Here is a 25,741-nt window from a genome sequence, read left to right as displayed (position 1 = left end):
AGCAAATCATTTTTCCAGAATTCCATGAAACCCTTTCTCCGAAGCCAGCTGGAGCGCTACGCACAGCGCCTGGGCGAACTCGACTTCCTGCTCTCGCGCGAAGACATCATGAGCGACATGGCGCAGTACCGGCGCATCTCCGTCGAGCATGCCGAGGTCACGCAGGTCGCCGGCCGCTACGCCCGCTACCAGCAGCGCGAGGCCGACCTGGCGGGTGCGCGCGAGATGCTGGCCGACCCCGACATGGCCGAGATGGCGCAGGAAGAAATCACCAGTGCCGAGGCCGAGCTGCTGCAGCTGGAAGACGAGCTGCAGCGCCTGCTTTTACCGAAGGACCCCGACGACGCGCGCAACGCGTTTGTGGAAATCCGTGCGGGCACGGGTGGTGACGAATCCGCCCTGTTCGCAGGCGACCTCACGCGCATGTACACCCGCTACGCCGCCAACGTGGGCTGGAAGGTGGAGGTGGTGAGCGAGAACGCGGCCGAGCTCGGCGGCTACAAGGAAATCGTGCTGCGCATAGAGGGTGACCATGTTTACGGGGCTCTCAAATTCGAATCCGGCGGCCACCGCGTGCAGCGCGTGCCCGCCACCGAAACCCAGGGCCGCATCCACACCAGCGCCTGCACCGTGGCCGTGATGCCCGAGCCCGACGAGCACGAGGCCATCAAGCTCAACCCGGCCGACCTGCGCATCGACACCTTTCGCGCCAGCGGCGCCGGTGGCCAGCACATCAACAAGACCGACTCGGCCGTGCGCGTGGTGCACTTGCCCACCGGCATCGTGGCCGAATGCCAGGACGGCCGCAGCCAGCACAGCAACAAGGCCAAGGCGCTGCAGGTGCTGCAGGCGCGCATCCAGGAGAAGGAGCGCAGCGAGCGCGCCGCCAAGGAGGCCGCGCTGCGCAAGGGCCTGATCGGCAGCGGTGACCGCAGCGACCGCATCCGCACCTACAACTTCCCGCAGGGGCGGCTCACGGACCACCGCATCAACCTCACGCTGTACAAGCTGCTGTACGTGATGGAAGGCGACCTGGGCGACGTGCTGCAGGCCCTGGCCCATGCGCGCGAGGCCGAGCAGCTTGAAGAGCTGGAAATGGGCTCCAACGGTTAAGCACAGCGAAATATGAGTCAAACTGGCTGATAGCGCATGATTCATATGCCTTTGATGCTATCAAAAAGATAGTGAACAACACCACCTCCCCCACCCTTGCCCAGGCCTTGGCGCAAGCCCACACCCTGGGCCTGCAACGCATCGACGCGCAACTGCTGCTGCTGCATGCCGTGGGCCGCCCTGATGCAGGCCGTGCCTGGCTGCTGGCGCACGATACCGATGCACTGGACGAGACCACACACACCCAGTTCATCGCCCTGTGCCAGCGCCGCGTGGCGGGCGAGCCCGTGGCCTACCTCACCGGCCGCAAGGAGTTCTACGGCCTGCCGCTGCAGGTGGACGCGCGCGTGCTGGACCCGCGCCCTGACACCGAAACGCTGGTGGACTGGGCGCTGGAGGTGATCGCCCCGCTGACATCACCGCGCGTGGTGGACCTGGGCACCGGCAGCGGCGCCATTGCGTTGGCACTGCAAAGCCAGCGCGCCGACGCCCAGATGCTGGCGGTGGATGCCAGCGCCGATGCACTGGCCGTGGCGCAGGCCAACGCTGAGCGGCTGGGCCTGCCCGTGCAGTTTCGGCAGGCCAACTGGCTGGTGGGAGTGGAGGGGCCATTCGACGCCATCGTCTCCAACCCGCCCTACATCGCCAGCGCAGACCCACACCTGGCCGCGCTGACCCACGAGCCCCTGCAAGCCCTGGCCAGCGGAGCGGACGGCCTCGAAGACATCCGCGCCATCGTCGCCCAGGCGCCCGCCCACCTGCGGCAGGGCGGCTGGCTGCTGCTGGAGCATGGCTACGACCAGGCAGACGCCGTGCAGGTGCTGCTTGCCGCCCAGGGCTTTGTGCGGGTACAAAGCCGCAATGACCTTGCCGACATCGCACGCTGCACAGGCGGGCAATGGCCGACAGTGAAATAATCCCTCCATCGCGGGCCCTCAGCATCCATTCGCCCGCAGCCTCTTTCAAGGAGTTTTCCCATGAGCGACACCCAACAACGCATCGACGGCCTCGTCAAATCCAGCGACATCCTGCTGTTCATGAAGGGCAGCGCCAGCTTCCCCATGTGTGGCTTCTCCGGCCGCGCCATCCAGATCCTCAAGGCCTGTGGCGTGGACCCGAAGAGCGTGGTCACCGTCAACGTGCTTGAGGACGACGAAATTCGCCAGGGCATCAAGGAATACAGCAACTGGCCCACGATCCCGCAGCTGTATGTGAAGGGCGAGTTCATCGGCGGCTCGGACATCATGATGGAGATGTATGAGTCGGGCGAACTCAAGCAAGTGCTGGGCACCGAGGGCTGATCGAAGCGACCCTTGCCTCACCCGCCATCAGGCCGCCTTCGGGCGGCCTTTTTGTTTGCCCGCAACAGAGGCACCAATCAGGGGCTTTTCCGATGGAGCAGCGGGCATGTTGTGTGCTTGAATGATTGCGTGACGTAACCCTCACAGGAGCATGCAATGACCAGCCATAGCCTTGTTCCCCAGCCACCTGCCCTGCGCCTGCCGGTGGCCCAGATGCGCAATGTGTTCCACCCGGGCGATGTCGAGCGCAAGCTCGCTCGCCTGCAGGAGTCCGGCAACCAGAGGGAATACGAAACCCTGCGCACCGTGTACGAGCGCATGCTGGAGCGCGGCCCGGAGCGTTTTCAGGTCAAGCCCTCGGGCATCCCCGACATGGCCACCCTGTACGAGCAGTTGCCCAACTTCACCGAGGTGCTGGACGACGTGAAGCGCCACGTGGCGCTGGCGCAGGACAGCAGCGATGGCCTGGAGGTCACACCCATGCTGCTGCTGGGACCACCCGGCATCGGCAAGACCCACTTCGCGCGCCACCTGGCCGAGATGCTGGGCACGGGCATGAACCTGCTGCCCATGAGTTCCATGACCGCAGGCTGGCTGCTGTCGGGCTCGTCGGCGCAGTGGAAGGGCGCGCGCCCTGGCAAGGTGTTCGAGGCGCTGGTGGAGGGCGAATATGCCAACCCGGTCATCGTGGTGGACGAGATCGACAAGGCCAGCAGCGATGCGAAGTACGACCCGCTGGGTGCGCTGTACAGCTTGCTGGAGTACGACACCGCCCAGAGCTTTACCGATGAGTTTGCCGAGGTGGCCATCGACGCGAGCCAGGTCATCTGGATTACCACTGCGAACGACACACGCGGCATTCCCGATCCCATCCTGAACCGCATGAACGTGTTCGAGGTGGAGGCGCCCACGCTGGAGCAGGCCCGCACCATTGCGCGCAACCTGTACCAGGGCATCCGCGCGGGGCACGACTGGGGCCGCCTGCTGGACCCGGAGCCGGCGGACGACGTCCTGGACCACCTGGCACAGATGCCCCCGCGCGAAATGCGGCGGGCGCTGATGACAGGTTTCGGCAATGCGCGGCTGGACCGCCGGTCCACGGTGGAGATCACCGACCTGCCGAAGGCCGCCACGGGGCGCAGCCGGATTGGCTTTGTGCAGTAGTAGCGCGATGCAGTCGGCTGCACTGTAGCGCCACCCGCCCCCTGCCACACCATGCAGTGGCACGGGGCGTCAGGTGGCATGCGTCACAAGGCGCGCCAGCGGGCCCGTGTGCAGGGTGCCCAGATACACTTGGTGGCCCGGTGTACCGCTGTACGCCGGTTCCGCCTTCTTCCCATGACCCTGTCCCAAAGCCTCTTCGTGATCGGGCTGCTGATTGCAGCCAGCGCCTTTTTCTCCATGGCCGAGATTTCGCTCGCGGCCGCCCGCCGCCTGCGCCTGCGCCAAATGGCCGATGAAGGCGACGCACGTGCGGACCGGGTGCTGCGCATGCAGGAGCAGCCGGGCGACTACTTCACGGTGGTGCAGGTAGGGCAGAACGCCGTGGCCATCCTGGGCGGTATCGTGGGCGAAGGTGCGCTGAGCCCGCATTTCAGTGAGCTGTTTGCGCTGTGGATGTCGGGGCCCACGGCCGAGCGGGCGGGGTTCCTGGCGTCTTTCCTCATCATCACCTCGCTGTTCATCCTGTTTGCCGATCTGTTCCCCAAACGCCTGGGCATGGCAGAGCCCGAGCGGCTGGTGGTGCGGCTGGCACAGCCCATGGCCTGGTGCATGACGCTGTTGCGGCCGCTGGTGTGGTTCTACAGCCGGGGGGCCGACGCGCTGTTCCGCCTGTTGGGGTTGTCATCGCTGCGCGATGACCGCATCACGTCAGACGATATCCTGGCCATGATGGAGGCAGGCGCGCGTGCCGGGGTGCTGGCGGCGCGCGAGCAGCAGGTCATCACCAACGTGTTTGAGTTGGACACGCGCACGGTGTCCAGCGCCATGTCGCCGCGCGACCGCATTGCATTTTTTCTGCGCGACGAGCCCGACTCGGTCATCCGCCTGCGCATCGCTGCCGAGCCGTTTTCGACCTACCCGGTGTGCGAAGGCGACATCGACCACGTGGTGGGCTATGTGGATGCCAAGGACCTGTTCCAGCGTGTGCTGAACAACCAGCCGATTTCGCTGGCCGACGACAGCCTGGTGCGCAAGGTGCTGATCGTGCCCGACCGGCTGACCCTGTCGGAGGTGCTGGAGCAGTTCCGCCAAGTCCACGAGGACTTTGCCGTGATCGTGAACGAGTACAGCCTGGTGGTCGGTGTGGTCACGCTCAACGATGTCATGAGCACCGTAATGGGTGACCTGGTGGGCCCGGCGGACGAAGAGCAGATCGTGCGACGGGATGAGAACTCCTGGCTCATCGATGGGGTCACCCCCATTGAGGATGTGCTGCACGCCCTGTCGCTGGACGAGCTGCCGCACACCGGCGAGTACGAAACCCTGGCGGGCTTCCTGATGGTGATGCTGCGCCGCGTGCCACGCCGTACTGACAGCGTGAGCTGGGGCGGCTACAAGTTTGAGGTGCTGGACGTGGACAGCTACCGCATCGATCAGGTCATGGTCTCCAGGCTGGGCGGAGCCCCTGGTGCATCGGCCCCGAGCCCGTCAGCACCGACGGGAACCGCTGTGGAGTGACCAAGGCGCGGCCCGTGTCACCGCCGCGCTGATCGCTCTACGCGGCCGGCGACTGTGGCCGATCGGCAAAAAGCCACTTGCGCTGCGCTCCAAAGACCGCATCCGGGTAAGGCGACCGGCCGCGGCTGCCGTTGTAGCGGCCCAGGGCCATGAACAAATCGCCCTGCTCACGATCGATGTAGTGACGCAGGATGACGCAGCCAAAACGCAGGTTGGTCTGCATGTGAAACAGCTTACCCGGGTCGCCGTCGCCAATCACGCGCGTCCAGAAAGGCATGACCTGCATATAGCCCCGCGCTCCGACGCTGGACACCGCAAACTTGCGGAATCCGCTTTCGACCTGGATCAGCCCCAGGACCAGGGACACATCCAGCCCGGCGCGCTTGGATTCGTACCAGACCGTCTGCAGGAAGTCGCGGCGTACTTCCAGGTCCGGTTTGCGCGGCCGCAGTCGATCACTTTGCGTACCCAGCCACCGCAGGTAGTGCAGGCGCGCTTCGGTGGTGAAAAACTCCGGCTCGGGCGGCGCCTGGTTGGCAATGGCAGAGCTGAGTGCGGTGCGCACCGAGTCCATCAGGGGCTCCTCCAGCTGCCCGCCAGCGTGCGCCACCTGCGGAGCGCCCAGCCAGGCGGCGGGCGCTGTCAGCGAAGCCAGCGACACCAGGCAGCCGCGCCGCGACAGCCCCTCAGGGCCGCCCGAGGCCGCGGCCGACGGAGCGATGGAGGAGGCGCCGCTCATGCTCATACTGCCATGCGGCCCTTCACATGGGCCAGGATGTCGGCCACGGCCACCTTGGTGGCGGCGGTGTCACGGCGGTGCTGGTACTCGACAACGCCCTCTTTCAGGCTCTTGTCGCCAATGGTCACGCGGTGTGGCACGCCGATCAGTTCCCAGTCGGCAAACATCGCTCCGGGGCGCTCGCCACGGTCGTCCAAGATCACGTCCACGCCCGCGGCCAGCAGGTCGGCATACAGTTGCTCGGCCGTGGCTTTGACGGCCTCGCTGCGGTCCATGCCCACGGGGCAGACCACCACGGTGAACGGCGCAATCGCGTCCGGCCAGATGATGCCGCGCTCGTCGTGGTTTTGTTCAATGGCGGCAGCGGGCAGGCGCGTCACGCCAATGCCGTAGCAGCCCATCTCGAAGAATGCGGGCTTGCCGTCGTCGCCCAGGAAGGTCGCGTTCATGCCCTTGCTGTACTTGGTGCCCAGGTAGAACACATGGCCCACTTCGATGCCGCGCTCGATCGCCAGCTCGCCCTTGCCGTCGGGGGAGCGGTCGCCCGCCACCACGTTGCGCAGGTCGGCCACCATGTCGGGCTCCGGCAGGTCGCGGCCCCAGTTGACGCCGGTGATGTGAAAGTCCACTTCGTTAGCGCCGCAGATCCAGTTGGCCATCACAGCGACTTCGCGGTCTGCCACGATCTTCAAAGGCTTCTTCAGGCCGATGGGGCCCAGGTAACCCGGCTTGCAGCCAAAGTGGTCCTCAATTTCGCCCAGCGTCGCGAAGCGGAAGCCCGCCAGTCCGGGCACCTTGCCAACCTTGATCTCGTTCATGTCGTGGTCGCCGCGCAGCAGCAGCAGCCACACCTGGGTCTTGACGATCTCACCCGCTTCGTTGGTTTCGTCCGTGGCCAGCACCAGTGACTTGACCGTGGTGTTCAGCGGAACACCCAGCAGTTCTGCCACATCGGCACAGGTGCTCTTGCCTGGGGTGGCTGTTTTGGTCAGCGCCTGGGCGGCTGCGCCGCGTGGTCCGGCGGGGGCCAGCGCCTCCGCCTTTTCCATGTTGGCGGCATAGTCGCTCTGCGGGCAGTACACGATGGCGTCTTCGCCCGTGGCGGCAATCACCTGGAATTCTTCCGACAGGTCCCCCCCGATGGCACCGCTGTCAGCGGCCACGGCACGGTAGGTCAGGCCGAAGCGATCGAAAATCCGCCGGTAGGCTGCGGCCATCACCTGGTAGCTGGCCTTGGCGGCCACTTGGTCGCGGTCAAAGCTGTAGGCATCCTTCATGATGAACTCACGTCCGCGCATGAGGCCAAAACGGGGGCGGCGCTCGTCGCGGAACTTGGTCTGGATCTGGTAGAAGTTCTTCGGCATCTGCTTGTAACTCTTGAGCTCTTGACGGGCGATGTCAGTGATCACTTCTTCGCTGGTCGGCTGCACCACGAAGTCGCGCCCATGGCGGTCCTGGATGCGCAGCAGCTCGGGGCCCATTTTCTCAAAGCGCCCCGTTTCCTGCCAGAGCTCAGCGGGCTGCACCACGGGCATGGTCAGCTCGACAGCACCCGCGCGGTTCATCTCTTCACGCACGATGGCTTCCACCTTGCGGATCACGCGCAGGCCCAGAGGCATGTAGTTATAGATGCCAGCGCCCAGCTTCTTGATCAGCCCGGCCCGCGTCATGAGTTTGTGGCTGACCACTTCGGCGTCCGCCGGAGCTTCCTTTAGGGTGGAAATGAAGAATTGGGAGGCTTTCATCGGGAGTCGATTGCAGGCAGAACGGGGCCGTCCACTTGCTGCGCGCTAGGCGCCGTGCATAATGGACACAGTTTAAAAATTTGGGGTTTGATTATGCTTGACCGGGACGGCTTTCGGCCGAACGTCGGCATCATCCTGCTCAACCAGAAAAACCAGGTGTTTTGGGGCAAGCGCATACGCACCCACAGCTGGCAGTTCCCGCAGGGTGGCATTGACCGGGGCGAGACCCCCGAGCAAGCCATGTTCCGCGAGCTGCATGAAGAGGTGGGATTATTGCCCAACCACGTTCGCGTGGTGGCCCGCACCCGGGACTGGTTGCGCTATGAGGTGCCTGACCGGTACATCCGCCGCGATGCGCGCGGCCACTACAAGGGCCAGAAGCAGATCTGGTACCTGTTGCAATTGATGGGGCACGACTGGGATCTGAACCTGCGTGCGACCAATCACCCGGAGTTTGACGCTTGGCGGTGGAACGACTACTGGGTTCCGCTGGATGTGGTGGTCGAGTTCAAACGCGGTGTTTATGAGATGGCACTCACCGAACTGGCCCGCTATCTGCCGCGACACGAGCAGCGCAACCGCTATTTGCGCAGCGGTTTACGCACCCGCGAGGGTGAACATGCGGGCGTCGCCAACATGTTCCGCACAGGCTCCATGCTGGTCAACCCCGGCATGGAACTCCCCCCAGGCGCCAGTTTTGATCCCGATCCTCAAAACAGCATGCCGGGAGAACTCGACGGCATGCCATCGGTATCAGACACACCGCGCTGACCCTGGCATCGCACCATGAAAAACGCCTGCATCTGCAGGCGTTTTGTTTTGATGGGCGAATGAATCCGCTCAGTCCTGAATCGACAAGGATTGATGCGCGCAGCCAGTCCCTATGCGCCCTGCGCCAACACGAGATTGTCTCGGTGCACCATTTCCGGCTCAGCCATGTAGCCCAGCAGTTTCTCAAACTCCGTCGACGGCTTGCGGCACAGAAGGCGGGCTTCCGCCGCTGCATAGTTGGCCAAGCCGCGTGCAATCTCTGCCCCAGACCCGTCGCGCACGGCAATCACGTCGCCGCGCGAAAAGTCCCCCTCCACTGCCGTCATGCCGATGGGCAGCAGGCTTTTGCCTTCGTCGCGCACCTTGGCAGCAGCCCCAGCGTCCACCACCACAGAGCCACGCAGTTGCAAATGGTCCGCCATCCACTGCTTGCGAGCCTGCTTTTTCTGTGTCTGGGCAACCAGCAAAGTACCCAACGCCTCACCACTCACCAAACGGACCAATACGTCGGATTCGCGTCCCCAGGCAATCACGGTCGATGCGCCAGAGCCTGCAGCGCGCTTGGCCGCCAGAATCTTGGTGATCATGCCGCCCTTGCCAATGCTGGAGCCCGCGCCGCCCGCCATCGCTTCCAGAGCAAGATCACCCGCTTTGGCCTCATGCACAAACTGCGCAGACGGATCACGGCGTGGGTCGGCGGTGTAGAGCCCCTTCTGGTCTGTGAGGATGATCAGGGCGTCCGCTTCCACAAGGTTGGCCACCAGCGCACCCAGCGTGTCGTTGTCGCCAAACTTGATCTCGTCATTGACCACCGTATCGTTTTCGTTGATCACCGGCACAACACCCAAACGCAGCAGCGTGAGCAAGGTGGAGCGCGCATTGAGATAGCGCTCACGGTCCGCCAGATCGGCATGGGTAAGTAGCACCTGCGCGCTGCCCATCCCCTGCTCGCGCAGCTTGGTTTCGTACATCTGCGCCAGCCCCATCTGCCCCACCGCTGCGGCAGCCTGCAGTTCGTGGATTTCCTGGGGTCTTGTGGTCCAGCCCAGACGCTTCATGCCTTCGGCAATGGCACCGCTGGACACCATCACCACCTCGCGTGGGGCACCCCCAACACCGCGCACCAGCGCGGCCAGTTGGCGACTCCACTCACCGATGGCGGTTTCATCCAGTCCACGCCCTTCGTTGGTCACAAGGCTGGAGCCCACCTTCACCACGATGCGGCGGGCATCTCTCAATACGCTGGAAACCATTTTGATGTCTTTGATGCCGATAGCGCTACTGCTTCATGCCTGAGTAGCTATTAAAAATGTAGCAATTCCTATCCTCTGAGCGCCGACGCGTCAGGCTGGCGCATCGCCGGCGAAACGGGGATCCACCTCCACCGGCTCGTTCTCCGTGCGCTGCTCGGACTGCACATGGCGGAAGATGGCGTGAATCAGCGGCTCGCAGCCCTCACGCGTGAGGGCCGAGATCTCAAACACCGGCCCCTTCCATTTGAAGCGCTTCACAAAATCCTTCACGCGCGCCTCACGGTCATCAGCGGGAACCATGTCCAGCTTGTTCAGCACCAGCCAACGCGGCTTGTTGTAAAGCTGCTGGTCGTATTTCTTGAGCTCGTTCACGATGGCCTTGGCCTGCGCCACCGGGTCCACAGCATCGTCAAACGGCGCCAAGTCCACGATGTGCAACAGCAAACGCGTGCGTTGCAGGTGGCGCAGGAACTGGTGGCCCAAGCCAGCGCCCTCAGAAGCTCCCTCGATCAGACCGGGGATATCGGCTACAACAAAGCTCTGCTCAGGCCCCACCCGCACGACGCCCAGGTTGGGGTGCAGCGTGGTGAACGGGTAATCCGCAATCTTCGGTCGCGCATTGGACACGGCCGTGATGAAGGTGGACTTGCCGGCGTTGGGCATGCCCAGCAGCCCCACATCGGCCAGAACCTTCAGCTCCAGCTTCAAATTCTTTTTCTCGCCCGGCCAGCCCGGCGTTTTTTGACGCGGGGCCCGGTTGATCGCGCTCTTGAAACGCATGTTGCCAAAGCCGCCATCACCGCCCTTGGCGATGGTGATGACCTCGCCCGGGGTCAGCAGCTCATACAGAACTTCACCCGTCTCGGCGTCGGTGATGATGGTCCCGACCGGCATCTTGAGTGTGATGTCCGTACCCGCTGCGCCGAACATATCGGAGCCCATGCCATGCTCACCGCGTTTGGCCTCGTGACGGCGCGAGTAGCGATAGTCCACCAGGGTATTCAGGTTGGGATCGGCCACAGCAAACACATGCCCCCCGCGCCCACCGTCACCACCATTGGGACCGCCGAACTCCTTGTATTTTTCGTGCCGGAACGACACGCAGCCATTGCCACCATCACCTGCGGCAATGTCAATAAAGGCTTCGTCGACGAACTTCATGGGGTATCCAGTTTACAAAAGAGGCCGTACTGTCGGCTGCTGGCCAATTGTGGCGGAACAGCAGGGGCCATTCCAGGCACCACAGGCCAAAGGCGCACCAGCGACGCGTGCAGACCAAACAACAAAGCCCCGGCAAAGCGGGGCTTCGATGGTTGCCGGAGGAGCAATCCTCAGGCGGGAGTCACATTGACCGTGGACTTGGACAATGCACCCTTGGTACCGAACGACACGTGGCCGTCCACCAGGGCAAACAAGGTGTGATCCTTGCCAACGCCGACATTGGTGCCGGGGTGGAAACGTGTGCCACGCTGGCGCACGATGATCGAACCAGCGCTGATCAGTTCACCACCGAAGGCCTTGACACCCAGCATTTTTGGCTTGGAGTCACGCCCGTTTCGCGTAGAGCCGCCGCCTTTTTTCTGTGCCATGACTAGCTCCTTCGATTAAGCAGCAATCGCACCGATTTGCAGCTCAGTGAACTGCTGGCGATGGCCTTGGCGTTTTTGATAGTGCTTGCGACGGCGCATCTTGAAGATGTGCACTTTGTCGTGCTTGCCGTGGGCCACGACGGTGGCTTTCACGGTTGCGCCGGACACCAGGGGCGTACCAACCTTCAGTTCAGCGCCGTTGCCGACAGCCAGAACCTGGTCGATCACAATTTCCTGGCCTACGTCCGCAGCAATCTGTTCTACTTTAATTTTTTCGCCGGAAGCAACGCGATACTGCTTGCCGCCGGTTTTTATGACCGCGTACATGTTGACCTCTTGATATGAGTTCTACAGACGAATTTCTGCAGCGCCTGCGAGTATAGCGCATCAGGCATCACCTCGCCAGCCCCACGCGCATCAGTCAATTCGGCGTGACCAACACGCCACCGCACTCGTCAGGCATGTAGCGGGCCTTCTTATAATTCGGGCACTTTCTGTGACCACCATCTTGACTGACCATACCGCCCCTGCAGCTTCCCCCCTCACGCTCGTTGCACAAGACATGCACGAGGTCGACAAGGTCATCGGTCAGCGCCTGACATCGAGCGTCCCCTTGGTGGCCCAGATCTCGCAATACATCATTGCAGCTGGCGGCAAGCGGCTGCGCCCCGCTCTGCTGCTGATGGTGTGCGGAGCCTTGGGCTACCGTGGCACACATCGGCACAGCCTGGCGGCAGTGGTCGAGCTGATTCACACCGCAACACTGCTGCATGACGATGTGGTGGATGCATCCACCCTGCGCCGTGGCCGCCCCACAGCCAACGAAACCTTTGGCAACCCTGCCAGCGTTCTCGTGGGCGACTTTCTGCACACTCGGTCATTCCAGATGATGGTCGAGGCTGGAAGCATGCGCATCATGGAAATCCTCTCCGAGGCCACGAACGTGATTGCAGAAGGCGAAGTGCTCCAGCTGATGAACATGCACGACGCCTCACTGGATGAAGCGGGCTATCTGCGTGTTATCCGCTCCAAAACAGCCAAACTTTTTGAAGCCAGCGCCCGCCTCGGCGCCATACTGGCCAACAGCTCCCCTGATGTGGAAGAGGCATGTGCAACTTATGGACAGGCACTGGGTACCGCATTCCAGATCATTGACGATGTGCTGGACTACGACGGCGACACCGCAGAGATGGGCAAAAATCTGGGTGACGACTTGAGAGAAGGCAAATCCACCCTCCCCCTGATCGCCGCCATGGAACGAGGCACCCCCAGCCAGGCGGAAATCGTTCGCCAAGCCATCGAACAAGGCTCGACCGAACGATTAGAAGAAGTCGTGAGCATCGTCCGCTCGACAGGCGCCCTAGACGTTACCCGCGCTGCAGCATTCGCCGAGGCGCACCGCGCCATGGCTGCCGCCCGACTATTACCCGCAAATGCCTACTCGGAGGGTTTGCTAGAATTGGCAGCCCAATTGCTGGGGCGGCGAAATTGAAAGAGGCACTAGATCACTCGCGAGTGCTTTTACAAGCTGCGGGGTGTAGCTTAGCCTGGTAGAGCGCTACGTTCGGGACGTAGAGGCCGGAGGTTCGAATCCTCTCACCCCGACCATATATCGCAGTATGGTCACCTACCAAAATCCCACCTGTTTGTGGCGCCGTTGCCAATATGCGCCGCTGTACAGCCCATGGTTGATCGGTGATGATAGGATGGTTTCTTTTCCACACCTAACACATTTCCGGTTACATGGCCGCTGTTGATACTGCCCTCAAAGAAGCCTCTGCAGTAGCCCTGCCCGGGCTCGGCCGCGCCCTGATGTCTGCGGGCAAGCTGACCCAAAAGTCAGCAGAAGACATTTACAAAAAATCACAAATAAGCCGTACTAGTTTCATTGCCGAGCTGACGGGCTCTGGAGCTGTTTCTGCAGCGGATCTGGCGCACACGGTATCTGCGGTTTTTGGTGCACCCCTGCTCGACTTGGACGCCATTGATCCTTTGCGCTTGCCGAAGGAGCTTCTGGATAACAAGATATGTCAAGCATATCGCGTGGTGGTCCTGAGCAAGCGTAACAACCGGCTGATCGTCGCAACGGCTGATCCGACTGACCAAGAAGCTGCAGAGAAAATTAAATTCACCACCCAAATGGGTGTGGATTGGATTATTGCGGAATATGACAAACTCAGCCGGCTCGTAGAAGCCACCACCAAATCCGCAAGCGAATCCATGGATACGCTAATCAGCGGAGGAGGTGACTTCGCTTTCGATGACGTCTCCATTGAAGATGCGCCTGAAGAAGCGGATACAGGAACAACGGAAGTTGAAGATGCGCCGATCGTCAAGTTCCTGCACAAAATGCTGCTCGACGCCTTCAATATGCGCGCCTCCGATTTGCATTTTGAGCCTTACGAACACCAATACCGAGTCCGTTTCCGCATTGACGGAGAACTCCGCGAAATAGCCTCTCCACCGATCGCGATCAAGGACAAGCTCGCGTCCCGCATCAAGGTGATTTCACGCCTAGATATTTCCGAGAAGCGTGTGCCTCAGGACGGTCGCATGAAGCTCAAGGTGGGGCCGGATCGCGTGATCGATTTTCGGGTAAGCACTTTGCCCACCCTGTTTGGCGAGAAAATCGTGATCCGTATTTTGGATCCGAGTAGCGCCAAGCTTGGGATCGATGCACTTGGCTATGAACCCGTGGAGAAGGAACGATTGCTCCAGGCGATTGGTCGTCCTTACGGAATGATTCTGGTCACAGGCCCTACGGGCTCTGGCAAGACGGTATCTTTATACACCTGTCTGAATCTGCTGAACAAGCCGGGGGTCAATATCGCAACCGCCGAAGACCCTTCTGAAATCAATTTGCCTGGCGTCAATCAGGTGAACGTGAACGAAAAAGCCGGTATGACCTTTGCTGTGGCACTGAAGTCGTTTCTGCGCCAGGATCCCGACATCATCATGGTGGGTGAAATCCGGGATCTGGAAACTGCAGATATTTCCATCAAGGCGGCGCAGACAGGTCACCTTGTGCTTTCCACGCTGCACACGAACGACGCGCCCACGACGCTCACGCGGATGCGCAACATGGGTATAGCGCCGTTCAACATCGCTTCCAGCGTGATTTTGATCACTGCGCAACGTTTGGCGCGTCGATTGTGCCCCGTATGCAAGGTTCCCGCAGATATACCCCATGAGACTTTGGTGGAGGCGGGATACGAGGAACATGACATTGACGGCTCCTGGGTGACCTATCGTCCCGTAGGATGCTCGGCCTGCAATAACGGCTACAAGGGCCGACTCGGCATCTATCAAGTAATGCCTATTTCCGAGGAGATCCAGCGCATCATTTTGCGCGACGGGAGTGCACTGGAGATTGCAGAGCAGGCACGCGCCGAGGGTGTTCGTTCGCTGCGCGAATCCGGGCTCTACAAAGCCAAATTGGGCCTGACTTCCCTTGAGGAAGTTCTGGCCGTCACCAACGAATAGCATCCACGGACGAGGGCACCATGGCGACCGCAGCATCAACCAAAGATATCAAGGATTTTGTCTTCGAGTGGGAGGGCAAGGACCGCAACGGAAAGATCGTTCGTGGCGAAATCCGCGCGGTCGGAGAAAACCAAGTGCAGGCGACTTTGCGTCGCCAAGGGGTTTTCCCCACCAAAATCAAGAAGCGCCGCATGCGTTCGGGCAAAAAAATCAAGCCCAAGGACATTGCGCTGTTTACCCGCCAGCTGGCAACCATGATGAAGGCTGGCGTACCTCTGCTGCAGTCCTTCGACATTGTGGGTCGAGGCAATACCAATGCCAGCGTCACCAAGCTGCTCAATGACATCCGGTCCGATATCGAGACAGGGACATCACTCAACGGGGCTTTCAGAAAGTACCCGATGTACTTTGACAGTCTCTACTGCAACTTGGTAGAGGCGGGCGAGGCTGCGGGTATTTTGGAAGCCCTGCTGGATCGGCTGGCTACGTACATGGAGAAAACCGAGGCGATCAAATCGAAGATCAAGTCGGCACTCATGTACCCCATTTCCGTGGTGATTGTGGCTTTCGTGGTGGTGACCGTCATCATGATTTTCGTCATTCCAGCGTTTAAAGAGGTCTTCACTTCGTTTGGAGCCGACCTCCCCGCCGCCACCTTGTTTGTGATGGCGATCAGCGAGGTATTTGTCAAATGGTGGTGGCTGATTTTCGGTGTCATCGGAGGGGGCTTCTACTTTTTCATGCAGGCATGGCGCCGCAGTGAAAAGGTACAGATGTTCATGGATCGACTTCTATTGCGGCTTCCTGTGTTTGGTGCCTTGATCGATAAGTCCTGCGTTGCGCGCTGGACTAGGACGTTGTCCACCATGTTCGCCGCGGGCGTGCCGCTGGTGGAGGCGCTTGACTCGGTGGGTGGGGCCGCTGGTAACTCGGTGTACTCTTTGGCCACAGATAAGATCCAGCAGGAGGTTTCCACGGGTACCAGCCTCACCGCCGCAATGGGCAACGCTAACGTTTTCCCCTCCATGGTGCTTCAGATGTGCGCGATTGGCGAAGAATCCGGCTCTATCGACCACATGCTTGGCAAGGCTGCCGACTTCTATGAAGCTGAGGTGGATGACATGGTGGCTGGCCTGTCCAGCCTGATGGAGCCCATCATCATCGTGTTTCTGGGTACGCTCATCGGCGGTATCGTGGTATCGATGTACCTTCCCATCTTCAAGCTCGGTCAGGTCGTGTAATGGCGCTGGAAGCATGGTTGGATGCCGCTATCGGCGGCGTGATTGGTTTGCTTTTCGGCAGTTTTCTGAATGTGGTGATTTACCGCCTTCCCAAAATGATGGAGAGGCAATGGGCGGCAGAGCTGGCGCAAGTCGAGGCATCCAACCAGGGCAAAGAGCTACCCGAGGACACGCAGCCCACCTTCAACCTCATGACACCTCGGTCCCGCTGCCCGGCTTGCGGGCATGTGGTGCGGTGGCATGAAAACATTCCTGTCTTAAGTTATCTGTTGTTGCGCGGACGTTGCTCGTCCTGCAAAACACGCATCAGCCCCCGCTACCCGATGGTCGAACTGGCAACGGGAGCGCTGTTCTTTTTTTGTATCCACCGCTGGGGCGCGACGCCTGCGGGGTTGGCATGGTGCGGCTTTTCGGCGGCCCTGATTGCTCTGGCGTTCATTGACTGGGACACCACGCTTTTGCCCGATGACATCACCTTGCCTTTGCTCTGGGCAGGGTTGCTGGCGTCCGCCCTGCAATGGACGAACGTACCGTTGTTTGCTTCCGTCATGGGCGCTGCGGCAGGATACCTGTCGCTCTGGCTGGTCTACTGGGGCTTCAAGTTGGCGACAGGCAAAGAAGGCATGGGCTACGGCGACTTCAAGCTGTTTGCAGCATTGGGCGCATGGTTTGGCTGGCAGGCGCTGGTGCCGATCATTTTGATGTCTTCAGTGATTGGCGCCATCATTGGGATTGCAATGAAAGTTTTCAGCAGCTTGCGTGAGGGTGGCTACATTCCGTTCGGCCCCTTCTTAGTGGGTGCAGGGCTCACCGCGATGGTGTTCGGCCCCAACGCCATTTTGGGTACAGTGCTCGGTCTTCTGGGGCTCTGACGAACTCTCATGGCAACCCACCGACAGCCCTTGCGCCTGGGTCTGACCGGCGGCATCGGTAGCGGCAAGAGCACCGTAGGCCAGATGATGGCGTCCTTGGGTGCAAGCCTCATCGACGCCGACCAGATCTCCAGGGAGGTGACTGGGCCGGGCGGTGTGGCCATGCCTGCCATTCAAACTACCTTTGGTGAAGCATATGTTGATGCATCGGGTGCGCTGGATCGTGCGCGCATGCGGCAACTGGCCTTCAGCCAACCGCAGGCGCGCAGCCAGCTGGAGGCCATCGTGCACCCCTTGGTGGCCTTGCAAAGCCAACAACGGATTCAACAGGCCATACAGTCTGGCTGCCGATGGATCGTGCACGACATCCCGCTGCTGACGGAGTCCGGGCGGTGGGCTCGCCAACTCGACGCCGTGGTCGTGGTGGACTGCACAGAGCAGACCCAGATCGCGCGAGTCATGCAGCGCAGCGGTCTGTCTGCCGAAGCCGTGCAAGGCATCATTGCCTCACAAGCTACGCGCCCAGCGCGCAGGGCGGTGGCCGATGTGGTGATTGCCAACGAAGCACATTGCTCACTGGAGCAGTTACAGGCTGAGGTGGGGCAAGTGGCCACACTGTTCGGGCTATGATGCGTACGAAACCGTTTGTGCTTTCACCCCATGCCGTGCGCCACCGGCGTCAGAATACTCCCTGAGCCTCCAGGAACCCGCCAGCGTGATCCTTTACGAATACCCCTTTAACGAGCGTCTCAGAACCTATCTGCGGCTGGAGCAGCTGTTCCGCCGCTTGGGGGAATTGATCCCCCGGCCTCACGCGCTGGACCACCATTTCGCCTTGGTGACGATTTTCGAGATCATGGATGTGGCCGCCCGGGCCGATCTGAAGTCGGATGTGCTCAAGGACATCGAAAAGCACAAGCACCAGCTCGACACGTACCGAGGCAATCCCTCCATTTCTGAAGCCGCACTGGACGCGGTGATCAGCCAGTTGGACCGGTGCTTCGTGGCACTCAACACCCAAAGCGGCAAGTCGGGCCATGCGCTGACGGAAAACGACTGGCTGATGAGCATCCGCAGCCGCATCGGCATTCCGGGTGGGACCTGTGGCTTTGACCTGCCAGCCTATTACGCGTGGCAACACCACCCCCCGGCGGTGCGTCAGCAGGCCCTGGAGGAATGGGCCTCCACGTTGGCGCCCCTCGCCGAGTCGATCTATGTGCTGCTCAAGCTGCTGCGCGATTCAGGCGTGCCCCAAAAGGTCGCGGCAGAACGCGGACAGTTTCAGCAGAACCTGCCCCAGGGCCGCACCTTCCAGCTGCTGCGGCTTCGCATCGACCCAGCGCTGAACCTGATCCCGGAAATCAGTGGCAACCGTCTGATTGTCTCGGTGCGGCTCATGCGGCTGGAAGGCGATGGACGCCTGCACGCCTGCAACGAAGATGCGGCGTTTGAACTGACCCTGTGCGCGTAGGCCTTAGCCAGCCCAAGCCCAGAGACTGAATCGCGCCAAAGCCCGCTAAAGATCGGGCGGGCCGACTTGAGCAAGAGGATCACCCCAGGATGCCCCACTCCCCAGCCCCTTCCTCGCAGGCACGCATCGTCACCTGCCCCAGCTGCGGCGGAGATAGCGTGTATAGCGCCGCGAATGTATACCGTCCGTTTTGCAGCGAGCGCTGCAAGCAGATAGACCTTGGCGCATGGGCCAGCGAAAGCTTTCGCATGCCCACCGAAGCGCCGCCAGACGACGCCCCCCATGGCGACCCGCGCCAGCAGCATTGACCAAGGTCATAGGCGCCATTCAAGAGCCATTTCGCCAAAAACCAGCGGTAGCGTTAGTGCTGCATGCCTGAGAAGCTACCAATTCAATAGCAAATCAGTCCCACACAGGAGGGAATCTCATCCCACCGCAGACTGCAGACCCCGCTCCTCAGCCAGCCATTGCAACACCGGATAGGCACCGGGCAGCACCGGGGACACCGTGATCGGCATTTGCTGCCAGGCCATGGCCTGGCCTTCACGCATCTCGAATTCGCCAGTCCACTCCCAGACCTTGCACCAGTGCAGCCGCACCAGTGCGTGGGGGTAATCGTGTTCGGTCACTTTCCAGACGCTGGCCGGGCCGATGGTCACGCCCAGCTCCTCGATCAGTTCGCGGCGCAGCGCCTGCTCCACGGTCTCGCCCGCCTCCAGCTTGCCACCCGGAAACTCCCAGTACCCCGCGTAGGGCTTGCCCGGCGGGCGGGTGGATAGCAGCATCGCGCCGTCTGCGCGCAGCAGGACGCCCACGGCCACTTCGGTGTGTTTGCGTTCGGCAGTGGCCGGGACGCTGTCTGGAGCGAGATGTTCAGCCGCCATGTCGCCCCGCATAGTCACGCGCAAACTGGTACGCCACACGGCCGCTGCGCGAGCCACGCTCCAGCGCCCAGACCAGGGCCTCAGGCCGCGCCTCCTCAATGGCCTGTGCGGGCACACCGAACGACGACAACCACTGCGCCACGATGGTCAGATACTCCTGCTGGCTGAACGGGTAGAAGCTGACCCACAGGCCAAAACGCTCCGACAGCGAAATCTTCTCCTCCACCACCTCGCCCGGGTGCACCTCGCCGTCTTCGGTGTGGGTGTACGTGAGGTTGTCGGCCATGTACTCCGGCAGCAGGTGGCGCCGGTTGCTGGTGGCGTAGATCAGCACGTTCGGCGTGGCGGCCGCCACCGAGCCGTCCAGGATCGACTTGAGCGCCTTGTAGCCTGGCTCACCGTCCTCAAAACTCAGGTCATCGCAGAAGACGATGAATTTCTCGGGCCGGTCAGACACTACGTCCACGATGTCCGGCAGATCGGTCAGGTCGGCCTTGTCCACCTCTATCAGGCGCAGGCCTTCGGCTGCGTAAGCGTTCAAGCAGGCCTTGATCAGCGACGACTTGCCGGTACCACGCGCGCCAGTCAGCAGCACGTTGTTGGCGGGCTTGCCCTGCACAAACTGCTGCGTATTGCGCTCGATCTTTTCTTTTTGCGGATCGATTTCCTTGAGGTCTGCCAGCCGCATCGCTCCCACGTGGCGCACGGGTTCCAGCGTGCCATGCCCACTGCTGCGCTTGCGGTAGCGCCAGGCAATGGATGCGGACCAGTCAGGCGCGCCCAGCGGCTGGGGCAGCACCGACTCGATGCGGGCGATGAGCTGCTCGGCACGCTCGACCAAGCGTTCAAATTTTTCGTTCATTGTGGCGACATGCGCAAGTGGAATATGCCTCAACAGCTATCACAAAGATAGCAAAACCCAACTCACGAGCGGTAGTCGGCGTTGATGGTCACGTACTCGTGGCTGAAGTCGCAGGTCCACACCGTGTCCGCTGCGGTACCGCGCCCGAGTAGCACCCTCACGGTGATCTCGCTCTGCTTCATCACCCGCTGGCCGTCTTCTTCGCGATAGGCAGGATTGCGCCCCCCTTGCAGCGCCACATGCACATCGTCCAGGTACAGGTCGATGCCGGTCTGGTCCAGGTCGTCAATGCCAGCGTAGCCCACGGCCGCCAGGATGCGGCCCAGGTTGGGGTCGCTGGCAAAAAAGGCCGTCTTGACCAACGGCGAATGGGCAATGGCATAGGCCACCTTGCGGCACTCGTCGCCAGTCTTGCCGCCTTCGACCCGCACTGTGATGAACTTGGTCGCCCCCTCGCCGTCCCGCACGATCGCCTGCGCCAGCTTTTGTGACACCGAGAGCATTGCAGCCTTGAGGGCCTGGCCGTCCGCGCTGTCGAGCGAGGTCACGGGCGCATGTGCTGCCTTGTTGGTGGCAACGACCACGAAGGAATCGTTGGTCGATGTGTCGCCGTCAATGGTGACGCGATTGAAAGAGCCGTCAGCCAGATCACGCGCCAGTTGCTGCATGACGGCGGGCGCCACGCAAGCGTCCGTGGCCAGGAAGCCCAGCATGGTGGCCATGTTGGGGCGGATCATGCCCGCGCCCTTGCTGATGCCCGTGATGGACACCGTGGCGCCACCGATCTGCACCTGCTCAGAGAACGCCTTGGGCAGTGTGTCGGTGGTCATGATGCCCTCGGCGGCACGGGCCCAGTGGCTGGGCTGCGCATCGGCGATGGCGGCGGGCAGTCCCGCTTCGATGCGGTCGTTGGGCAGCGGCTCCATGATCACGCCGGTCGAGAACGGCAGGATCTGCTCGGGCGCCACGCTCAGCTGACGAGCGAGCGCAATGCAGGTGGCGCGCGCACGCGCCAGGCCGTCAGCCCCCGTACCTGCATTGGCGTTGCCCGTGTTGATGACCATGGCGCGGATGGGCTGGCCGCTGCTCAAATGCTCGCGGCTGATCTGCACCGGCGCTGCGCAAAAGCGGTTCTGCGTGAACACGCCAGCCACGCTGGCGCCCTCGTCCAGCAGGAACACGGTGAGGTCCTTGCGGTGGGCCTTGCGGACACCAGCTTCGGCAACACCGATGCGCACACCGGCGATGGGGTGCAGATCGGCAGCAACGGGGGCGACTAGATTGACGGGCATGAAGGTCTTTCTCAAAAAACTGCGGCCGATTATCCGGAAAACCGTGGCGCGCCAATGAAAACACGGGCCGAAGCCCGTGTTGTCTGGATCAGGAAATCAAGCCAGCTTGCCGTGGCACTGCTTGTATTTCTTGCCGCTGCCACAGGGACAGGGGTCGTTGCGGCCCACACGCATACCTTCGGGCAGCGCTTGCTGGGCCACGGTCTGTGCATCCACCGTGGTCTCCACCTCGCCGGTTTCGGTGGGTGCGGTATAGGTCACGTTGGCAATGCTCTCGGCGCGCTGCTCCATGTCTTGCGCGGCCTGGTCGAGCTGCGCCTGCGACTGCACCTGCACGGTCATGAGGATCTTGGTGACCTCGTTCTTGACTTGGTCGATGAGCTGGCGGAAGAGTTCGAAAGCCTCGCGCTTGTACTCCTGCTTGGGCTGCTTTTGCGCATATCCGCGCAGGTGGATGCCCTGGCGCAGGTAATCGAGTGCGCTCAGGTGATCGCGCCAATTGGAGTCAAAGTTCTGCAGCAGCACCACACGCTCAAACTGCGTGAAGTTCTCGCGGCCCACCTGCTCGACCTTGGCATTGAAGGCAGCGTGCGCGGCCTGCAAGACCTTGTCCAGGATCTCGTCGTCGGTGATTGCATTGGCGCCCTGCACTTCCTGCTGCAGCGCGATCGGCACCTGCCATTCTTCTGCGAGCGCCTTTTCCAGCGCGGCCAGATCCCACTGCTCTTCCACCGATTCGGCAGGCACGTACTGGCGCACCAGATCGGTCATGCAGTCTTCGCGCATGGCCGCAATCACATCCGACAGGTCAGACGCGTCCAGGATGTCGTTGCGCTGCTGGTAGATCACCTTGCGCTGATCGTTGGCCACATCGTCGTACTCCAGCAACTGCTTGCGGATGTCGAAGTTGCGGGCCTCCACCTTGCGCTGGGCCGACTCGATGCTGCGCGTCACGATGCCCGCTTCAATGGCTTCGCCATCGGGCATCTTCAGGCGGTCCATGATCGCCTTCACGCGGTCGCCCGCGAAAATGCGCATGAGCGAATCGTCCAGGCTCAGATAGAAACGCGACGAACCTGGGTCGCCCTGGCGGCCTGAACGGCCACGCAGCTGGTTGTCGATGCGGCGCGACTCATGGCGCTCGGTGGCGATGATGCGCAGGCCGCCCAGCGCCTTGACCTTCTCGTGGTCCACCTTCCACTGCTCACGCAGCGCGGCCACCTTGGCGGCACGGTCGGAGTCGGACAGGGATTCGTCGGCTTCGATGGCCGCCACATCCTTCTCGATATTGCCGCCCAGCACGATGTCGGTACCACGGCCGGCCATGTTGGTAGCGATGGTGATCATGCCCTCGCGACCGGCCTGGGCCACGATGTCGGCCTCACGGGCGTGCTGCTTGGCATTGAGCACCTGGTGGGGCAGGCCTTCCTTGTTCAGCAGCTGGTCGATGATCTCGGAGTTCTCGATCGACGTCGTGCCCACCAGCACGGGCTGGCCGCGCTCATGGCATTCGCGAATGTCCTTGATGGCGGCTTCGTACTTCTCGCGCGTGGTCTTGTAGACGCGGTCCAGCTGGTCGTCGCGCTTGCTGGGCCGGTTGGGTGGGATGACCGTGGTTTCCAGGCCATAGATTTCCTGGAACTCGTAGGCTTCGGTATCGGCCGTACCGGTCATGCCGGCGAGCTTGTTGTACAGGCGGAAATAGTTCTGGAACGTGATGGAGGCCAGTGTCTGGTTCTCGGCCTGGATGTTCACGCCTTCCTTGGCTTCCACGGCCTGGTGCAGACCTTCACTCCAGCGGCGGCCCGACATCAGGCGGCCGGTGAACTCGTCCACGATCACGATCTCGCCGTTTTGCACCACGTAGTGCTGATCGCGGTGGTACAAGTGATTGGCCCGCAGCGCTGCATACAGGTGGTGCATCAGCGTGATGTTGGCCGGGTCGTACACCGAGGCGCCTTCGGCGATCAGGCCGTGGGACGCCAGAATGCGTTCGGCAGTTTCGTGGCCCTGCTCGGTCAGAAACACCTGGTGGGTTTTTTCGTCCAGCGTGAAGTCGCCGGGCTTGGTCACGCCCTCGCCTGTGCGGGGGTCCGCCTCGCCTTCCTGACGCACCAGCAGGGGCACCACCTTGTTCATGGCGATGTACATCGCTGTGTGGTCTTCGGCCTGGCCACTGATGATGAGCGGCGTGCGGGCTTCGTCGATCAGGATCGAGTCCACCTCGTCCACGATGGCGAAGTTCAGGCCCTGCTGCACGCGGTCCTGCGCTTCATAGACCATGTTGTCGCGCAGGTAGTCAAAGCCGTATTCGTTGTTGGTGCCGTAGGTGATGTCGGCACGGTACGCAGCCTGCTTTTCTTCACGGGGCATGTTGGGCAGGTTGATACCCACCGTGAGGCCCAGGAAGTTGTACAGGCGCCCCATCCACTGCGCATCGCGGTTGGCGAGGTAGTCATTCACCGTCACCACGTGCACGCCCTTGCCAGAAAGGGCATTGAGGTACACCGGCAGCGTGGCCGTCAGGGTCTTGCCCTCGCCAGTGCGCATTTCGGCGATCTTGCCGAAATGCAGCGCCATGCCACCGAGCAGCTGCACATCAAAGTGCCGCATCTTCATGATGCGCTTGGACCCCTCGCGCACCACGGCGAAGGCTTCGGGGAGGATGCTGTCCAACGACTCGCCCTTGGCCACACGGTCCTTGAACTCCTGCGTCTTGGCCCGGAGCTGCTCGTCCGACAGCTTCTCGTAATCGGGCTCCATCGCATTGATGCGGGTCACCGTCTTGCGGTACTGCTTGAGGAGCCGGTCATTGCGGCTGCCGAATATTTTGGTGAGGAAGTTGGTGGCCATGCGAACAGGACCGCCTGCCCCGCTGCAATCAGCGCGCCAAGCGACCGAAATCCCTAAGATGAATTGAGTTCAGATGGGTCCTGCGACCGATATTGCAAGCATTGCAACTGCGGGCAGAGAACGCCGGACCCGCGATTTTACCTGCCCGGTGCCGGCGCGGCCGACTGTCCTGCCAACGTGGAGGGCTGAATGGCGGCTACCTGTGCGCCAGTGGCCGTACCGCCCGCATTCAGGAACTTCTGTGGGTCCTGGAAAACCCCCTGCACCAGCACCTCAAAGTGCAGATGCGGCCCCGTCGAGCGGCCGGTGGTACCGATCTCCGCAATCTTTTGCCCGCGGCGCACGATGTCGCCCTGCTTGATCAAGACGCGCGAGGCATGGGCATAGCGCGTCACCAGCTGGTTGCCATGGTCTACCTCGATCATGTTGCCGTAGGCGGGGTGGTACTCTTGGGTAACAACCACGCCTCCGGCGGCCGCCAGGATGGGTGTACCGGTGTCGGCCTGGAAGTCCAGCCCGGTGTGCAAGGCCGACTGCCCCGTAATGGGATCGACCCGCCAGCCAAAACCCGACCCTGCGACACGCCCCGTGACGGGCGCATGGGTTGGAATCATCTTCTTGCGGATGTGCTGGTCAAACAGACGAGACTCCAGCACCGTCATCAGGTCCACGCGCTGGTTGGTCAGGCGCTCCAGATCATCCAGGGTGGTTTGCAGCTCTTCCATGGACAAGTTGCGCGCGCTCACGAGGGCGCCGCCGCGGGCATCCGCTTTCTGAATGTCAGCAGGTGCCATGCCCGCAAGGCCCAGCACACGATCCCCCAGGGACTCCAGCTGCACCATGCGCGCTTGCATTTCACCCACACGCCGGGCCATGGCATCGAGATTGGCGCGCATGAATCGGTCACGCTCTGCGAACTCATCCTTGACCACAAGGCGCACCAGCGAGCCCACGATGGGCCACCCTTCACGCGCCCCTTTCAGAAAAACCCAGTGGTAGAGCCCTGCAGCCACCACCATCAGGCACAGCGACACAGCAAGCCCCGCCAGGACCAAGCGCGTGCCAGACAAATGAATGGCCCGGCTGCGCGCCAGTCTGGCGTCCGTGATAATCAAATGCACTGCCAATACTCCACGCCCGAAGACGCCACACCATGAATCGCCGCCACTACGCCGTCACCCTGCAGCAAGCCAGCGAGGAATCCCCCACGCTGGCAAAGCTTACAGCGCTGACACGCGACTCCAGTGATCGGCTCAAGGCCATTGAATTGCTGATTCCCGCCGCGTTGCGCCCAGCGGTGCAGGCAGGTCCCATTGACGGGGACAGCTGGTGCCTGCTGGTCAAGAGCAACGCTGCGGCGGCAAAAATACGCCAACTGCTGCCTGCTTTGCAGGCGCATCTGCGCAGTCGGGGGTGGGAGGTTAACGCGATTCGCCTGAAAGTTCAAACCTGACGGCCAGGGCGTCAGTGCCAGGGAATGCAAAAAGCAAGAGAAATGGTGCCGGTTGTCGGAATCGAACTGACGACCTACCGCTTACAAGGCGGGTGCTCTACCAACTGAGCTAAACCGGCGAAGGCAGTATTTTATCC

Annotated in this window: 25 protein-coding genes and 2 tRNA genes; 15 read left to right on the top strand and 12 right to left on the bottom strand. The window is 61.8% G+C overall.

The annotated features are described in order from the left end of the window. Positions 1-24: 24 nt before the first annotated feature. From prfA to ASC83_RS07910, 5 genes are all read left to right on the top strand, one after another. Positions 25-1,113: a peptide chain release factor 1 gene (gene prfA / locus ASC83_RS07930; protein ID WP_056060345.1), complete on the top strand. Its 1,089-nt coding sequence runs from the start codon at positions 25-27 to the stop codon at positions 1,111-1,113. Between the two features lie 71 nt (positions 1,114-1,184). Then, positions 1,185-2,030 (top strand): peptide chain release factor N(5)-glutamine methyltransferase, encoded by an 846-nt coding sequence (gene prmC, locus ASC83_RS07925; RefSeq protein WP_056060342.1) that lies wholly within the window; start codon positions 1,185-1,187, stop codon positions 2,028-2,030. A 60-nt stretch (positions 2,031-2,090) separates the two neighbouring features. Continuing rightward, positions 2,091-2,414, top strand: coding sequence for a Grx4 family monothiol glutaredoxin (grxD, locus tag ASC83_RS07920; protein WP_056060339.1), 324 nt, complete (start codon positions 2,091-2,093; stop codon positions 2,412-2,414). 156 nt (positions 2,415-2,570) lie between these two features. Beyond that, the gene (locus ASC83_RS07915) at positions 2,571-3,578 is read left to right on the top strand and encodes an AAA family ATPase (RefSeq protein WP_056060336.1); all 1,008 of its coding nucleotides are present in this window, start codon (positions 2,571-2,573) and stop codon (positions 3,576-3,578) included. Positions 3,579-3,752: 174 nt separating this feature from the next. Further along, a complete protein-coding gene (locus ASC83_RS07910; RefSeq protein WP_056060334.1) occupies positions 3,753-5,096 on the top strand; it encodes a hemolysin family protein in 1,344 nt (447 codons plus the stop codon). Positions 5,097-5,133: 37 nt separating this feature from the next. On the opposite strand, the gene ASC83_RS07905 is transcribed toward ASC83_RS07910, so the two are convergent. Beyond that, positions 5,134-5,841 (bottom strand): lytic transglycosylase domain-containing protein, encoded by a 708-nt coding sequence (locus ASC83_RS07905; RefSeq protein ID WP_056060331.1) that lies wholly within the window; start codon positions 5,839-5,841, stop codon positions 5,134-5,136. After that, positions 5,838-7,580 (bottom strand): proline--tRNA ligase, encoded by a 1,743-nt coding sequence (locus tag ASC83_RS07900; protein ID WP_056060328.1) that lies wholly within the window; start codon positions 7,578-7,580, stop codon positions 5,838-5,840. The genes ASC83_RS07905 and ASC83_RS07900 overlap by 4 nt, the downstream gene beginning before the upstream one ends. 93 nt (positions 7,581-7,673) lie before the next feature. On the opposite strand from ASC83_RS07900, the gene ASC83_RS07895 reads away from it, so the two are divergent. Further along, on the top strand, positions 7,674-8,351 hold the full coding sequence (locus ASC83_RS07895; RefSeq protein ID WP_056060325.1) for an RNA pyrophosphohydrolase: 678 nt from the start codon (positions 7,674-7,676) through the stop codon (positions 8,349-8,351). 110 nt (positions 8,352-8,461) lie between these two features. Here ASC83_RS07895 and proB read toward each other — a convergent pair whose 3' ends face one another. From proB to rplU, 4 genes are all read right to left on the bottom strand, one after another. After that, entirely contained in the window at positions 8,462-9,604 is a 1,143-nt protein-coding gene (gene proB, locus ASC83_RS07890; RefSeq protein WP_056060322.1) for a glutamate 5-kinase, read from the bottom strand. 90 nt (positions 9,605-9,694) lie between these two features. Continuing rightward, a complete protein-coding gene (cgtA, locus tag ASC83_RS07885; protein ID WP_056060319.1) occupies positions 9,695-10,765 on the bottom strand; it encodes an Obg family GTPase CgtA in 1,071 nt (356 codons plus the stop codon). Positions 10,766-10,935: 170 nt separating this feature from the next. After that, positions 10,936-11,193, bottom strand: coding sequence for a 50S ribosomal protein L27 (rpmA, locus tag ASC83_RS07880; RefSeq protein ID WP_005794180.1), 258 nt, complete (start codon positions 11,191-11,193; stop codon positions 10,936-10,938). A 15-nt stretch (positions 11,194-11,208) separates the two neighbouring features. After that, positions 11,209-11,520, bottom strand: coding sequence for a 50S ribosomal protein L21 (rplU, locus tag ASC83_RS07875; RefSeq protein ID WP_005794184.1), 312 nt, complete (start codon positions 11,518-11,520; stop codon positions 11,209-11,211). Positions 11,521-11,755: 235 nt separating this feature from the next. Here rplU and ASC83_RS07870 point away from each other — a divergent pair, with 235 nt between their 5' ends. The 8 genes from ASC83_RS07870 to ASC83_RS23480 all read left to right on the top strand — a co-directional run bounded on the left by ASC83_RS07870 (position 11,756) and on the right by ASC83_RS23480 (position 18,568). Then, positions 11,756-12,685, top strand: coding sequence for a polyprenyl synthetase family protein (locus tag ASC83_RS07870; protein WP_056060316.1), 930 nt, complete (start codon positions 11,756-11,758; stop codon positions 12,683-12,685). Between the two features lie 39 nt (positions 12,686-12,724). Continuing rightward, positions 12,725-12,801 (top strand) — tRNA-Pro (locus tag ASC83_RS07865). Positions 12,802-12,936: 135 nt separating this feature from the next. Continuing rightward, positions 12,937-14,676 (top strand): type IV-A pilus assembly ATPase PilB, encoded by a 1,740-nt coding sequence (pilB, locus tag ASC83_RS07860; protein ID WP_056060313.1) that lies wholly within the window; start codon positions 12,937-12,939, stop codon positions 14,674-14,676. 20 nt (positions 14,677-14,696) lie between these two features. Beyond that, positions 14,697-15,917, top strand: coding sequence for a type II secretion system F family protein (locus tag ASC83_RS07855; protein ID WP_056060310.1), 1,221 nt, complete (start codon positions 14,697-14,699; stop codon positions 15,915-15,917). Continuing rightward, positions 15,917-16,789 carry an A24 family peptidase gene (locus ASC83_RS07850; protein WP_056060307.1) on the top strand — a complete coding sequence of 291 codons (873 nt, stop codon included), beginning with the start codon at positions 15,917-15,919 and terminating at the stop codon, positions 16,787-16,789. Before ASC83_RS07855 ends, ASC83_RS07850 begins: the two co-directional genes overlap by 1 nt. Before the next feature lie 9 nt (positions 16,790-16,798). Beyond that, complete coding sequence (gene coaE, locus ASC83_RS07845; RefSeq protein ID WP_056060305.1) at positions 16,799-17,419, top strand: dephospho-CoA kinase; 621 nt, start codon at positions 16,799-16,801, stop codon at positions 17,417-17,419. A gap of 85 nt (positions 17,420-17,504) precedes the next feature. Continuing rightward, positions 17,505-18,260: a cell division protein ZapD gene (gene zapD / locus ASC83_RS07840; RefSeq protein WP_056060302.1), complete on the top strand. Its 756-nt coding sequence runs from the start codon at positions 17,505-17,507 to the stop codon at positions 18,258-18,260. An 89-nt stretch (positions 18,261-18,349) separates the two neighbouring features. Then, a complete protein-coding gene (locus ASC83_RS23480; protein ID WP_082522383.1) occupies positions 18,350-18,568 on the top strand; it encodes a DNA gyrase inhibitor YacG in 219 nt (72 codons plus the stop codon). A 117-nt stretch (positions 18,569-18,685) separates the two neighbouring features. Here ASC83_RS23480 and ASC83_RS07835 read toward each other — a convergent pair whose 3' ends face one another. The 5 genes from ASC83_RS07835 to ASC83_RS07815 form a co-directional block, all read right to left on the bottom strand. Next, positions 18,686-19,144, bottom strand: a complete 459-nt coding sequence (locus ASC83_RS07835; protein ID WP_056062038.1) for an NUDIX domain-containing protein — start codon at positions 19,142-19,144, stop codon at positions 18,686-18,688. Next, on the bottom strand, positions 19,134-20,006 hold the full coding sequence (locus tag ASC83_RS07830) for an ATP-binding protein (protein ID WP_056060299.1): 873 nt from the start codon (positions 20,004-20,006) through the stop codon (positions 19,134-19,136). Before ASC83_RS07830 ends, ASC83_RS07835 begins: the two co-directional genes overlap by 11 nt. A gap of 62 nt (positions 20,007-20,068) precedes the next feature. Next, positions 20,069-21,298, bottom strand: coding sequence for a bifunctional glutamate N-acetyltransferase/amino-acid acetyltransferase ArgJ (argJ, locus tag ASC83_RS07825; RefSeq protein ID WP_056060296.1), 1,230 nt, complete (start codon positions 21,296-21,298; stop codon positions 20,069-20,071). A gap of 96 nt (positions 21,299-21,394) precedes the next feature. Further along, positions 21,395-24,151: a preprotein translocase subunit SecA gene (gene secA / locus ASC83_RS07820; RefSeq protein ID WP_056060294.1), complete on the bottom strand. Its 2,757-nt coding sequence runs from the start codon at positions 24,149-24,151 to the stop codon at positions 21,395-21,397. Positions 24,152-24,288: 137 nt separating this feature from the next. After that, on the bottom strand, positions 24,289-25,272 hold the full coding sequence (locus ASC83_RS07815) for a M23 family metallopeptidase (protein WP_056062035.1): 984 nt from the start codon (positions 25,270-25,272) through the stop codon (positions 24,289-24,291). Between the two features lie 32 nt (positions 25,273-25,304). Here ASC83_RS07815 and ASC83_RS07810 point away from each other — a divergent pair, with 32 nt between their 5' ends. After that, a complete protein-coding gene (locus ASC83_RS07810) occupies positions 25,305-25,604 on the top strand; it encodes a hypothetical protein (protein ID WP_056060290.1) in 300 nt (99 codons plus the stop codon). A gap of 43 nt (positions 25,605-25,647) precedes the next feature. On the opposite strand, the gene ASC83_RS07805 is transcribed toward ASC83_RS07810, so the two are convergent. Then, positions 25,648-25,723: transfer RNA gene (locus tag ASC83_RS07805), tRNA-Thr, on the bottom strand. Positions 25,724-25,741: the final 18 nt, after the last annotated feature.

Source organism: Acidovorax sp. Root402 (assembly GCF_001425125.1).
GTDB classification, from domain to species: Bacteria; Pseudomonadota; Gammaproteobacteria; order Burkholderiales; family Burkholderiaceae_C; genus Acidovorax; species Acidovorax delafieldii.
Note: the sequence above shows the minus strand (reverse complement) of the source record. Positions and strands in the feature narration are given on the sequence as shown.